Below are 14,350 nucleotides of genomic sequence, written 5' to 3' on the forward strand. Positions count from 1 at the left end.
CCAAAATAGGGGTGCTTAGGCGCCTCTTTTTTATACCTGTTCACTTCCGTTTAGTGTTTACTTCTCTTGCTAGTGATGACAACACATCGCCTTGTTTATGCGTTTTAAGCATTAGCTAGTCACCGCTTGCAACCAATCCTTTTTGATCCCAATCGCTGTCCTGTGTAGAATACTCGGATTCTCGGAAGAAGTTGCGTAGAGCAAGAGCAATGAGTCATATACTAGATAAAATCGATACAGTTTACCCGTTTCCGCCTAAGCCAGTTCCATTGAGCGACGCTCAGAAACAGGCCCACATCGCAAACATCAAAAAACTACTTCAAGAAAAAGATGCAGTTCTAATTGCACACTACTACACCGATCCTGAAATTCAGGCTCTGGCAGAAGAAACTGGTGGTTTCGTTGGCGATTCATTAGAGATGGCTAAGTTCGGTAACCGTCACTCAGCAAGCACTTTGATCATCGCTGGTGTTCGTTTCATGGGTGAGTCTGCAAAGATTCTTACTCCTGAAAAACGCATTTTAATGCCAACACTTGAAGCTGAATGTTCGCTTGATCTTGGCTGCCCAGCTGACAAATTTACAGAATTTTGTGATGCTCACCCTGACCACACTGTGGTTGTATACGCGAACACCTCTGCAGCTGTTAAAGCTCGTGCAGACTGGGTAGTTACGTCGAGCATCGCTTTAGAAATCGTTGAAAGCCTAGACGCTGAAGGCAAACCCATTATTTGGGGGCCAGACCGTCACCTAGGTTCTTACATCGCAAATCAAACTGGCGCTGACATGTTGCTTTGGCAAGGTGAGTGTATCGTTCATGATGAGTTCTCAGCTGATGCTTTGAAGAAAATGAAATCGGTATACCCAGAAGCGGCTATCTTGGTTCACCCAGAATCACCAGCAAGCGTGGTTGAACTGGCTGACGCTGTAGGCTCAACAAGCCAACTGATCAAGAAAGCAAAAGAGCTGCCTAATCCACAGATGATTGTTGCGACAGACAAAGGCATCTTCTTCAAGATGCAGCAATTGGTTCCTGAAAAAGAGCTGATTGAAGCGCCGACAGCGGGTGTTGGTGCAACGTGTCGTAGCTGCGCACACTGTCCTTGGATGGCAATGAACGGCCTTGAAGCGATTGAAAACGCGCTTGAGAATGGTGGTGAGCAACACGAAATCTTCGTTTCTGACGAATTACGCGTGAAGTCTCTTATTCCATTGAACCGCATGCTAGATTTTGCAGAGCAGTTAAATGTGCAGGTAAAAGGTAACGCGTAAGTCGTTCTTTTATCTAACCAATAAAAAAACCAGCCAATAGTGCTGGTTTTTTTGTATCTGCGTATAGGCCGCCAATATCAATCTTGTGGTCATGTATCTTTTTCTGATGATACATCTTGTTGATATCGCGTATTTTTTCTAGCATGTAAGTAAGAGGAAAAGATTAGAGGCTCGAATGATAATCTGGTTACAACTCAAACGCTGGATCAAAGCAAACATCTTTGTTTTGAATGGCAAAAACTTACTGTTCACTTTTCTTGGCTACATCGCTTTATCGTGGTCGATGCTGTATTTGGCGGGTGAAACAGATTTAACCAGTTCGGTTACCGTATTCGCTTACTACTTGGTGGTGACGGCTTCTACGGTTGGTTATGGTGATTTATCACCGACCACGGTAGCGGGGCAGTGGATCGTTATTCTATTTGTGATTCCAGGCGGGTTGAGCCTTTTTGCTGCGTTGCTCGGTAAAGTGGCGACAGAAGGTGTTGAATATTGGCGAGCGGGCTTGCTAGGAAAAAGGAGAGTTAGAGTGGACAACCACATTTTGATGTTGGGGTGGAATGAGCAAAGAACCATTCATCTCATCCGCATGCTACAACACGAAGAAACGGGTAAACGACCAATCGTGCTATGTACGCGTTCAGATATCGAGAACCCGTTACCCGGTGAAATCAATTTCGTCAAAGTAAACAGCTACACCGATGGCAAAGAGATGGAGAAAACGGGCATTGAGTCTGCAAGTTGCATCCTGATTGATAACCCAGAAGACGACATTACGTTATCTGCGGCGCTTTACTGTGCCAACCGAAACCCTAAAGCGCACCTTCTTGTTTACTTTAAAGATGAAGCGCTGAGCGATTTGTTACACAAGCATTGCCCTAACTCAGAATGTATTCCAGCGGTGGGTGCTGAGATGCTAGCAAAGGCTGCGGTAGACCCAGGTTCCAGTGCGCTTCACCAAGAATTATTGAGCTCAACAAGAGGCATGACACAGTATTCAACGTATTTCCCTGAAGACGCTGAGTCTGTCACCGTCGCGCCTATTTTCTCAGTGTTTAAAGAGAAGTATCAAGCAACTCTGATCGCCATTGATACGGGGCGCGGTATTGAACTCAACCCAGAGTTAGATCAAGTGGTCAGCAGTGGCACTAAGCTGTTTTATATTGCTGATGAGCGAATTGATGACTTCGATTGGAAAGGCTTCTAAAGCGACTATTTTATTTCGTCTGAAAACTAAAAAAGGCCTCATAATGAGGCCTTTTGGCTTGTATAAAGCTAACTGTTATTGAGCTTCAGCCAGTGCAATGCCACGCTGCGTTAGTCCGCAAAGCATCACAGGAACAGCGTTAAAGATCTCTTCGAACTGCTCTAGGCCTTCGATGCCTTGCTCTGCAAGCGTAGCAATTGACGTTTCTGGATCGTAAAGCATGCTCAGTGACAGCAGGACACCGCCAACGAGTGCGTTATCTTCGCTCTCTTCAGGCATTAGTGTTTCCCAATCGTCGCGAGCAATCTGCCAGCCTTGAAGCAAGCCTTCACAAAAATCACGAGCGGCAGTGTTCACCACTTCTTCGTCGTCTAATTGACAAGCTTCAGGCCAAACCCAAGTCCCTTCAATCAGTTCTGGGCGGGTTTTATTCCAAAGCTCGATGATAACTTCAATGTAGCTTTCTAGCTGTTCACCATCCGTAAAAGGTGCGACTTCTTCGCCACCCCATAAGAACGGTAGCCACTCATGCGGGGTTAACACATTCGGTGCCGCTGCCATTGCAGTGACAAAGCCCATTGTTTTGTGTTCTGTGATTAGCTTTCCTTCCAACTCTGGAAGCGCAAGAATATCTTGTAAAGTCAAAGTGAGGTACCGTAAAAGGGAACATATTTGCGCTTATAGTACCAATGAACTTGTGCCAATCAAGCTTCAATCTAAAAAGGCTTGATGTCATGGATGATAAACACTAGGTTTAACAGAAAAGAAAACAATAAAAGAATTATGCAGATACGGTCGTCTTTAAAGAAAAAAAGCATGGTAGCGCTTGGATTATACCTTGCGATGTTTATTGCCATTGTCGGTAGTGTGACGTATTACGTCGTAGAATCCCCTGTGCGCGCCAAATTACAACAAAACCTCGACTTGCGTACGCAACTGTTATCCGCATTGATTACAGAGCCACTCAGTAGTTCTCGAGGCTTCGTAGACAGTCTCGTTGGGTTTGCTCAAGCGCATCGTAACGGTGATGATGTTATTCCGCTCTTTAAGTCCATGTTGGCGGCGAGCGACGATACGATTGTCAGTGCCGGTATTTGGCCCGAACCTTATGCGCTTGATTCTAAAAAGCTTCTCAACAGTTACTTTTTTAATAAAGCCGACGATGGAATAATCGACCAGATATATTCTTACAACAACCCCAAAAATGCCCCTTATCAAGAAGAGTATTGGTACACCTCTGTCGTCAACAAAAAACAAGGAACGATCTCTTGGAGCGATGTGTATATCGACCCATACACACACGTTCGAATGATTACGGCGTCTTCCCCTTATTATTACGACGGTACTTTTGCCGGTGTTGCCACGGTGGATCTCTCGCTCGAAGAGCTGCTTGGTTTTATCAAGAACCACGCCGAAGAATACAACCTTGGCATTACGCTCAGAGATAAGCTTAACCAAGTGTTGGTTTCGCATAACTTTAATCTCGTTGAAGGCATTTACATCAGTAGCAATCAATTTGGTGATTTCGGCTGGCAAGTGGATGTGGTGAACTCCAAATCACGAGTAGAAGACGAAGTGTTTCGTCAGGTGATGAGCATTGAAGGCGGTATTGTTCCGCTATTGCTACTTTGTGTCATGGCGGGGTATTACTTATTGAACCGTTATTTGATTAGTCCAATCACAAGGATTGCAGCACAGGTTGATAGCTCGAAAGCCGGCGAAATCATTGATGTGGATTACCCGAGTGATGACGAAATCGGCCATTTGATTAAAACCTTCAACGAAAAGACCATTTATCTCGAAGCGGAAAAGGTTAAAGCTCAGGCATCCACCAATGCAAAAACCGCTTTCCTTGCGACCTTGTCACATGAAATTCGCACTCCGATGAATGGGGTATTGGGTACCGCTCAAATCCTATTAAAAACGCCTCTAAATTCTGAACAAGAGAAGCATCTTAAGAGCTTGTATGAGTCCGGCGATCATATGATGACTCTACTCAACGAGATCTTAGACTTCTCGAAGATCGAGCAGGGCAGGTTGGATCTTGATGAAACGCGTTTCCCGCTTGATTCGATCATCGGCAGTATTAACAGTGTTTACTACACATTGTCTTCCGAGAAAGGGCTTCAATTCAAAGTGTACTCTGAGGTGACTTCGGGTCGTTGGTACTTCTCAGATAAAGCTCGCCTTCGCCAAATTTTGTTTAATCTATTGAACAACGCGGTGAAGTTCACCTCCAGAGGCTTTGTTGAGGTGTACCTGAAAGAAGTTGTAGAGGGGAGTGACACCTATCTGAGCATTCGAGTTCGTGATACCGGAATTGGTATTTCTAAAGAAGCTCAGAAGCGTATTTTTAAACCGTTTGAACAAGCGGAGTCTTCGACCACAAGGCGTTTTGGCGGTACTGGCCTTGGCCTCGCGATTGTGAAGAAAATTGCCCAGTTGATGGATGGCAGTATTACCGTCACCAGTGAAGAAGGGATAGGCACGAGTTTTGATGTTCGCTTGAAGATTCAGCCATGTCAGCCAGGAGAAATCGAGAGTTTGCCACATAAGAAGTTGGACTACTCTGGCTTAAAGGTACTGATCGTCGAGGACAACCGAACTAACACGGTGATCATTGAAGCCTTCATGAGCAGTAAAGGCTTTACCTGTAAGAGCGTCGAAAACGGTGAACTTGCGATACAAGCCGTGGTTGCTGAGCGCTTTGATTTGGTGCTCATGGATAACCATATGCCTGTGATGGATGGCGTTGAATCAACCACTGCTATTCGTGCTTTGATAGGCGATGTGTCATCGGTATTGGTGTTTGGTTGTACGGCTGATGTCTTTAAAGAGACTCGTGAGCGTATGTTGGGGGCAGGTGTGGATTATATTATTGCTAAGCCGATTGACGAGCGTGAACTGGATGATGCCTTGTTCCGCTATTCAAATAAGCTTTATCAATACCATGAAGTAAAAGCGGATGAGCTCGAAAGCCAAGACGTAAAACCACACGATTCGAAAAGTAAAAGCGAGTCACTGCCTAAACCTGATCTTCGCAACAAAGATAACACTGAAGAGCTGTTAGTGACGTTGTATGTGGCGCTAGAAGACAACAACCTAGAACTGATTCAATTTGCACTAGAGAGCCTACGTGTCCACGTTGAAGCTATGAACAACGCGGAACTTACTGAACAAGTCGATAAAGCGTTAGAGCAGGTTGCTTTAGGATCACCACCTACACAAGATGTCATTAATATCATTACTGTAAATCTACCTATGGCTTAAATGTTGTTTAATTACGGTAAGTAAATGACGAACTGTCCAATATTTGACCTTGGTTGGATTTTTTGGTGAAAGTGACTGCTTTTAAAGTGGTTTTTGGTTGTTAATTTACAACTTGATTTTTAATTTGGAGTGTATGACTACTAATCTTGTGATTTAATAGCGACATTATCTGGTGAGGTGCAAATGTGCCTTGTTTATATGTTACTAAATCACTAATTAAGCAGTGATATATTTTAGGTTTGTCGTCAATGAAGTCTCGTGGTCCATTTTGTATTCGAAACGCAGCTGCGGATACATTTGCTATGGTCGTTTTCTGTTTTATTTCTGGCATGATCGTAGAAGTGTTTATTTCTGGTATGACGTTTGAGCAATCTCTTGCTTCTCGAACGTTATCTATTCCTGTAAACATTGCTATCGCTTGGCCTTATGGCGTTTTTCGTGATTGGTTCTTACGCAATGGTGCAAAACTTTCAGAAAGCTCATTGATGAAAAACTTGTCTGATTTGATGGCATACGTGTTATTCCAGTCTCCAGTGTATGCGGGTATTTTGTTGGCAGTGGGTGCTTCAGGCGACCAGATCGTTACGGCTGTCACCAGTAATGCAGTTATCTCGTGCGGTATGGGCGTACTTTACGGCTACTTCCTCGATATGTGTCGTAAATGGTTTCGAGTTCCTGGCTACTATCAACAAGCTTAAGAAAAGCAACAAGCGTAAGTGCAGCGAAAGAATGAAATTTGGTTTGTTTTTGATCTAATGAGTTAATTTGTAATCGAACAAACCGAAAAAGGCACTTTTTTTGAGAATGCCCCTTGACCAAAGCAAGCAGAATCAATAAAGTAGCGCCTCGTTGAGTGACATGCTCAACACACAATTTGTGGAAGGATGGCTGAGTGGCTTAAGGCGCTCGCCTGGAAAGCGAGTATACGTTTATAGCGTATCTGGGGTTCAAATCCCCATCCTTCCACCACTATTCAAAACCCTAGCAGAAATGCTGGGGTTTTCTCGTTTTAGAGCCTCTATATCCCACCTCATCTGTATACCTCCCTAATATCCGTTCCTTTAATCATTGCTTTATAGTTATAATCTCTATTAATACCGTCGCAGAATTAACCATATTAGATGTTTTTATCATCGATAATCGCTTGATTTTTTGGCCTGAATCTAGATTATTAATAGTACGCAATATTATGAATAATCTAACTATTAGGAACCCATAGCCTCATGACAGAAACCCTAGTTTCTCCAATGCTCTCTTTTACGATCGCGATTTCGTTACTGTTTATCGGTAAAGGTTTGATTGAGCGATCTGAAGTATTAAGAAAGTATTCACTGCCAGAGCCTGTGATTGGTGGCTTTGTCTGCGCAGCGACCGTAGCGGCGCTTTACTATATTTTTGAAATCCAAATCACCTTTAGCCTAGATGTCAGAGACTTTTTGCTTCTCTACTTTTTTGCTGGCATCGGGCTACAAGCGGATATTAAAACACTGATTAAAGGTGGGCGACCGTTGTTCATCCTACTGTGTCTTGCTGCCATTTTTATCGTGTTGCAAAACGTAGTCGGAATGGCAGTCGCTTCTGGCTTTGGAATGGATCCTAAAGCAGGCTTGCTATCTGGGTCTGTTAGCTTGATAGGCGGCGTAGGCACAACGTTAGCGTGGGCGCCAATGTTTGTGGAAGAGTTTGGTATTGCTAACGCGCTCGAACTTGGTGTCGCTTCAAACACGGTTGGTTTAATTGCAGCGTGTGTGATTGGTGGCCCGATTGCCAACTACCTGCTCAATAAACACAAAGTAAGCCCTTCTAACGAAGAAGAGGTTACGGTTGGTGCATTCCAAGAGAGTGAAACAAAAACGGAGCTTAGTCACTACGGCGTTCTATGGGCGTGGTTGATTCTTAACTTAACACTAATGCTGGGTTACAGCTTGAGTGAAGTTATCGACTCTATGGGCCTAAAACTGCCGTTATTCGTTAGCTGTTTGATCGCAGGTATCCTAATCGGAAACGTTGGTCGCGCACTGTTTAAGAAACGTCGTACACAAGAGAAAATCGCTCAAGGCCGCAAAGGCTTAGCGATGATCTCTGATATCTGCTTAGGCATGTTCTTGACCATGGCATTGATGGGGTTGCGTATCTGGGATCTCGATGGACTGTTTGGCTATATCTCTGTTGTCATGAGTATCCAGATCTTGCTTTCCCTGTTGTTTACTGTGTTTGTCGTTTATTACTTGATGGGAAGAAACTACGATTCTGTGGTGATATGTTCAGGCTTCGGTGGTATCACTCTAGGCTCGACCGCAACAGCAATTGTGAACATGACGGCAGTAACTCATCGATATGGCGCAAGCCCACAAGCATTCATTGTGGTGCCATTAGTATGTGGTTTCTTTGTTGATTTGATTAATGCGCTAGTGATCAGTTTCTTTGTTGGTCTGTAGCGCTAATTAAGAGCAATTGTCTTAAGCAAAAAAGCCTAGCTGTGATGCTAGGCTTTGTTGTATTCAAGTATGAGCATTCTCTTCTACTAAGTGTATGTTTAGCTCCGAAGGTAATTGGCTGCTATTCGTGTATATGCGGTCAAAGTCATTCAGTGACGCTACCTTTAGAGCGGCAAAGCGTCCCCATTTACTGGCATCCGCGACAAGCCAGCTTTCACGGCTGTTCTTTATGATTGATTTGGATAGGTCAGCCTCAACTTGCTCGTGTTCCATAGCGAAATGACTGTCTGTTACTGAGCCACACCCACAGATGCCAATGTCAGTTTCAAAATCGGAAAAGAAGTGGACCACGCTACTGCCCACCATGTCTTGGTGTTCTCGTCTGAACAAACCACCGGCCAAATACACTTCAATTTGCTCGTTTGCTTCTAAGATACGGGCCACTTGTAGGTTATTGGTGATCACTCGTAACGCGGGCTTTGCCAACAAATACTGCGCAATTCGAGTGACGGTCGTACCAATGCCCATCATGACGGTTGAACCTTCAGGTATCGCGTCGGCAACCGCCATCGCAATACTGTCCTTTGTCTCTGACTCAACACCAGCACGGAATCGGTAGCTCGTGTTGGTGAGCGTTGTGGGTAAGCTAACGCCTCCGTGCACTCTTCGTGCTAGGCCTTGCTCGCACAGGTGGTTTACATCACGACGAATGGTTTGAGTGGTAACAGAAAAAAGCTCGGCTAAGTGGTCGATCTGTATATCTTGATTAGCCTTAAGCGTTGCGAGTATTTCTTTCTGACGATGGTTCAGTTCCATAGAAGCTCACTAAAATTGGTTTGGTACGTCGGTGATGATGTTATCGACACCAAGGTTGAAATATTTAGCCGCCAATTGAGGATCGTTCAGTGTCCATATTTTCAGAACCGCGCCTGAAGCTTTGATTGCTTTGGCCTTTTTCTCGTCAAGAATTCGGTGGTCAATATGAATGCTGTAAAGGTCGAGTGATTTAAGTGACTCGAGGCTGAAATCATTCCAAACCTCGCAGATAAAGCCTCTTTTAACCTCTGGCATTATTTGCTGGCAAAGGCTTAGTGCCTCCTTTTTGAAGCTTGAGATGAGTAGCTTTTCAGTAGGGAACTGCTTTTGTTCAATCAGTGCCGCGACTTTCTCAACTAAAGGTTGGATAGCCTTATCGTCGTAAATTTTGATCTCAAGGTTCAAAGTCACATCGAGCTCTAGACACTTGTCGAGCGCTTCACTCAACGTAGGAATAGTTGTCCCCGCGAACTCGCTACCAAACCAACTGCCAGCATCTAGAGCCTTGAGTGCAGTTAAATCTAAGTCTGCAATATTGCCCGTTCCGTTGGTACAACGATTTACCGTCTTATCATGAAAAACCATTGGGGTGCCATCAGCGCTTAACTGGGTATCAATTTCAATCCATTTAGCACCAGCTTTCGCTGCTTGTTCAATACTGACTAACGTATTTTCTGGTGCTAAAGAAGCGGCACCGCGGTGGCCTGTGATCATAATTCAATCTCGATGTTCATTTGAAAATTCAGGAAACAGTATCTCTACTTTATTACAGATTTATTATCTATCCGCCATATCTGCTTACTTTAAATGAGAGCTAGCTTAAAGCTGTTGTACAGAGTTTATACAATAGTGAGACCTTATACTCACAATGTTCAAATCGGTAGGATTAATGTTCATATGAATGCAATAATTCACTTACATACTCTACGAAAACTTAATAACACCCTCTATATTTAGAAACGATAGCCAAGAAAAGGTGATTAGAAATGAAAAAGCTATTAGGTACAGTAATTATGGCGGCGACGCTGCTTGTTGGTTGTGGTGAAGCTGACAAGGCTGGTTCTGAAGCTAAAGACGAGCCGATCAATATCAATATGAGCCTTGTATTCACTCAAAATGAGTTGTTAACACAAGAACTTATCAAAGCGACCGACAAAATTAGAGAAAGAACCGACGGCTCGGTAAACATTAAAGTTTTCCCTGGTGGCCAATTGCCTGTTTACAAAGATAACTTGGAACAAGTGGTTAACGGTGCCAACTGGATTGCCGTAGAGGATTTGACTTATCTAGGTGATTACGTGCCTGACTTTGCTGCACTTGCAGGTCCAATGCTGTACAACACCTACAATGAATACTTAGCGATGATGGACACTGATTTCGTCGCTGGCCTTAAGACTAAAGCGGAAGAGAAAGGCATCAAAGTATTGAATGCAGACTACATGTTTGGATTCCGCCACATGATCACCAATAAAGAGATCGTTAACTCTGATGACATGAAAGGCATGCGTATTCGTGTTCCACAAAGTCAGCTGTTCATTAGCACACTTTCAGCAATGGGCGCAGCTCCAGCTTCTCTTCCATTCCCTGAGACCTATGCAGGTGTTCAACAAGGCGTTGTTGACGGTCTTGAAGGTTCTATCCTGACAATGTACTCAACCAAGATCACGAAGTGGCTAAGAACATGTCTTTGACTAAGCACTTCCTTGGCACAGTGGGTATCTACATTTCACCAACGCTTTGGGACAAATTTACGCCAGAGCAACAACAGATCATCAACGAAGAGCTAGAGGCTGGCGCTGAATCTAACACTGCTGAGCTAGTTAAATTGGATGTTGAATACACTCAGAAACTTGAAGAGCTAGGCGTTACCTTCAATGAAGTGAATTCTGAAGAGTTCAACCAGTTGACGGCAGATGTGTACAACCAGTTCCCAAGCTGGAGTGAAGGTATACACGCGACGATCATGAAAGAGCTAGAAACGATCCGAGCTGCACAGTAATCCTGCATACGTCAATTAATTAGTTAATGATTACGGCCTAACTATTCTTAGGCCGTTTTATTCCTGAAATACCCACGTTGTATTCGGTATTTCGCTGGAGAAGTCTTTTGTTTTTATTGAAAAATATTGAAGAAATCCTCGCTTCTATCGCTATATCGATCACCGTTTTGGTTGTTATCGTTAACGTCGTCCTGCGTTATGGATTTGGCTTTGTTGTCCCGTGGAGCGAAGAGTTGTCGGTTATTTGCTTCATTTGGGCTGTCTACTTAGGGATTAGCTCCTGTTACAAACACAAGCTTCACATGGGTGTGGACGTGGTGGTTGCCATGTTGCCAGAAAAAGCAAAAATCCCATTTAGGCTATGTGTTTCCGTTTTCCTACTGGCTCTGAACCTCTTAATGGCAGTTCTGAGTTATCAATATCTCATGTTATCTAACAAGGTAACGCCAGTCATGGGCGTATCATATTTTGTTATCAATGGCGTGTTGTTGCTTTGTTTCTCATTGATGGCGATCCACACCGTTCGATTTATTGCGAACGATGTCGCTTCTCTAAAGCGCTCTTCTAAGTAGGTACGATTCATGGAAAGCTATCTTCCAATCCTTATTCTGTTTGTTCTATTTCTTTTGAACATCCCCATCGCGTTTTCTCTGATTGCATCGGCGATGGTTTACTTTCTTTTTATCAATGACTCTATTCCGGTGAGCTTGGTTATGCAGCGCTTTATTAGCTCTGCTGAGTCTTTTCCGTTGTTGGCTATTCCGTTCTTTATCATGGTGGGTTCGGTGATGAACTATGCGGGGATCAGTAAGAGCTTACTTGCCTTTGCTGATTCTATGATTGGTCACAAAACCGGTGGCCTTGCTCAAGTGAATGTAGCATTGAGTACTCTGATGGGCGGTATCTCTGGATCTGCCAATGCGGATGCGGCGATGCAGTCTAAGATTCTTGCTCCTGAGATGACCAAGCGTGGTTACGACTTACCATTCACGGCCGCTGTAACAGCTGCTTCATCAAGTATCAGCCCTGTGATTCCACCGGGTATCAACCTAATCATCTTTGCTTTATTAGCGAATGTGTCGGTCCATCAAATGTTTATTGCGGGTTACGTTCCGGCATTTTTGATGGCGCTGTCGCTGATGGTGACGATCGCGTTCATCGCTCGCAAACGTCGTTACAAACCGTCGCGTTCTGAGCCAGCTTCTGCCAAAGAGCGCTTTCATTATTTCCTGAAAGCGATTCCGGCACTGTTGATCCCATTTGGCATTATTTTAGGCATGCGTTTTGGCTTGTTCACGCCTACTGAAGCGGGTGCGATTGCTGTATTACTCTGCGCGATTATTGGCATCTTTGTCTATCGTCAACTGGGCTTCCGCCATATCCCGCTGATCATGCGTGAAACAGTGCAAGGCACCAGTAGTGTCATGTTCATCATTATCGGTGCCATGGTCTTTGGTTACTACATGACGCTAGAGCAGATCCCACACAATGTTGCGTCTGCGTTGATTGAACTTACCGACAACAAGCTCGTCTTGCTGTTGTTGATTAACGTACTGCTGTTAGAGGTTGGCATGTTCATCGAAGGCGGTGCTGCGATGATCATACTCACGCCATTACTATTGCCAGCTGTGCTTAACCTAGGCGTTAACCCGGTTCACTTCGGCATTATTGTGATTGTGAATATCATGATTGGTGGTGTGACTCCGCCATTTGGTTCGATGATGTTTACGGTTTGCTCGATTTTAAAAGTTCGTATTGTCGACTTCGTAAGAGAAGTGGCTCCGTTGTTGCTAGCACTACTTACGGTTCTGATGTTGCTGACTTTCTCTGAAAGCTTAGTGATGTTTTTACCGAATTTGCTTTAACACTGTTTAGTGATTGATTGTTTAGAGGTGTAGAAATGAATTCGGTATCGAATGAATTGAACCAAAATTGGAAAAAGATAGATTGGGTGTTAACCGATGTGGATGACACCTTAACGTGGCAAGGTCAATTGCCTCCTGAAACCTTGATTGCGTTAAGCAAGCTACGTGATTCAGGGAAAAAAGTAGTTGCGGTAACGGGCGCATGTGCAGGGTGGTGTGATCACATTGCTCAGTTGTGGCCTGTTGATGCGGTTCTCGGCGAGAACGGCGCGTTCATTATGGAAAAGAAAAACGGTTATCTGACATTGCGCTCTGATATCCCTTTGCCAGAAGTCAGTGCCAATCAGAGTAAGCTGAAAGAACAAGTATTGGCTATTTTGGGCGATTACCCAGAGCTCAGTTTAACGCTGGATCAGTCTTACCGCCTGTGTGAGGTGGCAATCGATATCGGTCAAAACCGTCCTAAAGTCGACGATGCCATTATCGAAGAGATAGTCTCTAAGATTCACGCGTTAGGTGCACATGCGACAGCAAGCTCTATTCACATCAATGCTTGGTATGGTGAGCACTCTAAGAAAGCGACATCGACCGCTTTTCTTAAAGAGAAGGGGTTATCTGACCAAGAGATACTTGAGCGTAGTTGCTATGTCGGTGACTCGATGAACGACCAATATATGTTTGAAGCCTTATCAAATAGCGTTGGGGTATCTAACATTCAGCACTATTGGCAACGCCTTGAACACCATCCAGTCGTTGTGATGACTCAACCTGGCGGATATGGTTTTGCCGAGTTTACGGACAAGTTACTCGCGCTAAAATAGTCAGAAAGACATGCTCAAACCCTTCATAGATAAAAGTGAAACTACCCTTAAGGTGGTATCTGTACTTTCTGTCTATGAAGGTTATTTTTAATAAGGATTCATTGTCTGTTGGTGTTTTATTTGGTTTCTTGGTTCGATTTAAATAGAAACTAAAAATAATTTATCTTCCCACAAGATCTACTTCCCATCTTTATTTATCCGCTAATGGCCTATATTTCTGATATCCATTTAATTAGACCTTATTTTCATTTTTATCAGTATTGGCATGAGAAATAGACAGCTCATTTCTGTAAATCCCGCGCGATAGTGATTTATTAACATTGTTGTGATTAACGGAATTTCATTTTTTCGAGTGTCTGTCTGGTATCTTTATTTAGGGTAGAGACTAAAATCTGCTGTTAATATCAAATTTGTCATTGAGATCAGTATCTCACTTTTATTGAATGAATATCACTTTTTTAATCAAAGTTATGTGTATTTTTTGAACCGAAATTCGGTTTTTTTAAGACTTTGTTCACGTTTTTATCAATGGAAAATAAAGAGTTATTGTGTAATTTATAATTTACATTAATTGCCTAAAAATCAAGGCTTTGTATTGTCTTTTTTGTTAATTAACGGAGGTTTTGTATGAATTTGATGTGTGAGATCAATAGAAAATAAATA

At 43.5% G+C, this 14,350-nt stretch carries 11 protein-coding genes, 1 tRNA gene and 1 pseudogene; 10 read left to right on the plus strand and 3 right to left on the minus strand.

The window, feature by feature from the left end; all coding sequences use genetic code 11:
* The first annotated feature begins 209 nt into the window (after nucleotides 1–209).
* Together nadA and AB4623_RS07255 are read left to right on the plus strand one after the other, a co-directional pair.
* Nucleotides 210–1,271, plus strand: a complete 1,062-nt coding sequence (nadA, locus tag AB4623_RS07250) for a quinolinate synthase NadA (protein WP_372146059.1) — start codon at nucleotides 210–212, stop codon at nucleotides 1,269–1,271.
* A 175-nt stretch (nucleotides 1,272–1,446) separates the two neighbouring features.
* Entirely contained in the window at nucleotides 1,447–2,478 is a 1,032-nt protein-coding gene (locus tag AB4623_RS07255) for a potassium channel family protein (RefSeq protein ID WP_372146061.1), read from the plus strand.
* Nucleotides 2,479–2,553: 75 nt separating this feature from the next.
* Here the strand turns inward: AB4623_RS07255 and AB4623_RS07260 are convergent, their stop codons facing one another.
* Entirely contained in the window at nucleotides 2,554–3,123 is a 570-nt protein-coding gene (locus AB4623_RS07260) for a UPF0149 family protein (RefSeq protein WP_017062064.1), read from the minus strand.
* Nucleotides 3,124–3,294: 171 nt separating this feature from the next.
* Between AB4623_RS07260 and AB4623_RS07265 the strand changes: the two genes are divergently transcribed.
* The 4 genes from AB4623_RS07265 to gltS all read left to right on the plus strand — a co-directional run bounded on the left by AB4623_RS07265 (nucleotide 3,295) and on the right by gltS (nucleotide 8,186).
* The gene (locus tag AB4623_RS07265; protein ID WP_372146063.1) at nucleotides 3,295–5,748 is read left to right on the plus strand and encodes an ATP-binding protein; all 2,454 of its coding nucleotides are present in this window, start codon (nucleotides 3,295–3,297) and stop codon (nucleotides 5,746–5,748) included.
* 248 nt (nucleotides 5,749–5,996) lie between these two features.
* The gene (locus AB4623_RS07270; protein ID WP_017062062.1) at nucleotides 5,997–6,446 is read left to right on the plus strand and encodes an L-alanine exporter AlaE; all 450 of its coding nucleotides are present in this window, start codon (nucleotides 5,997–5,999) and stop codon (nucleotides 6,444–6,446) included.
* 180 nt (nucleotides 6,447–6,626) lie between these two features.
* Nucleotides 6,627–6,717 (plus strand) — tRNA-Ser (locus AB4623_RS07275).
* Between the two features lie 254 nt (nucleotides 6,718–6,971).
* Nucleotides 6,972–8,186 (plus strand): sodium/glutamate symporter, encoded by a 1,215-nt coding sequence (gene gltS, locus AB4623_RS07280; protein ID WP_017072261.1) that lies wholly within the window; start codon nucleotides 6,972–6,974, stop codon nucleotides 8,184–8,186.
* Between the two features lie 63 nt (nucleotides 8,187–8,249).
* On the opposite strand, the gene AB4623_RS07285 is transcribed toward gltS, so the two are convergent.
* A complete protein-coding gene (locus AB4623_RS07285) occupies nucleotides 8,250–9,002 on the minus strand; it encodes a DeoR/GlpR family DNA-binding transcription regulator (RefSeq protein ID WP_372146065.1) in 753 nt (250 codons plus the stop codon).
* A gap of 9 nt (nucleotides 9,003–9,011) precedes the next feature.
* A complete protein-coding gene (locus AB4623_RS07290; RefSeq protein ID WP_372146067.1) occupies nucleotides 9,012–9,716 on the minus strand; it encodes a glycerophosphoryl diester phosphodiesterase in 705 nt (234 codons plus the stop codon).
* Between the two features lie 272 nt (nucleotides 9,717–9,988).
* On the opposite strand from AB4623_RS07290, the pseudogene AB4623_RS07295 reads away from it, so the two are divergent.
* The 4 genes and pseudogenes from AB4623_RS07295 (at nucleotide 9,989) to AB4623_RS07310 (ending at nucleotide 13,687) form a co-directional block, all read left to right on the plus strand.
* Nucleotides 9,989–11,001, plus strand: a pseudogene (locus AB4623_RS07295) (C4-dicarboxylate TRAP transporter substrate-binding protein).
* A gap of 107 nt (nucleotides 11,002–11,108) precedes the next feature.
* A complete protein-coding gene (locus AB4623_RS07300; protein ID WP_017062049.1) occupies nucleotides 11,109–11,573 on the plus strand; it encodes a TRAP transporter small permease in 465 nt (154 codons plus the stop codon).
* A gap of 9 nt (nucleotides 11,574–11,582) precedes the next feature.
* Nucleotides 11,583–12,866, plus strand: a complete 1,284-nt coding sequence (locus tag AB4623_RS07305; protein WP_372146069.1) for a TRAP transporter large permease — start codon at nucleotides 11,583–11,585, stop codon at nucleotides 12,864–12,866.
* Between the two features lie 35 nt (nucleotides 12,867–12,901).
* The gene (locus tag AB4623_RS07310; RefSeq protein ID WP_017062047.1) at nucleotides 12,902–13,687 is read left to right on the plus strand and encodes an HAD-IIB family hydrolase; all 786 of its coding nucleotides are present in this window, start codon (nucleotides 12,902–12,904) and stop codon (nucleotides 13,685–13,687) included.
* Nucleotides 13,688–14,350: the final 663 nt, after the last annotated feature.

This window comes from Vibrio sp. 10N.222.52.C12, assembly GCF_041474215.1.
Taxonomy (GTDB): domain Bacteria; phylum Pseudomonadota; class Gammaproteobacteria; order Enterobacterales; family Vibrionaceae; genus Vibrio; species Vibrio crassostreae_C.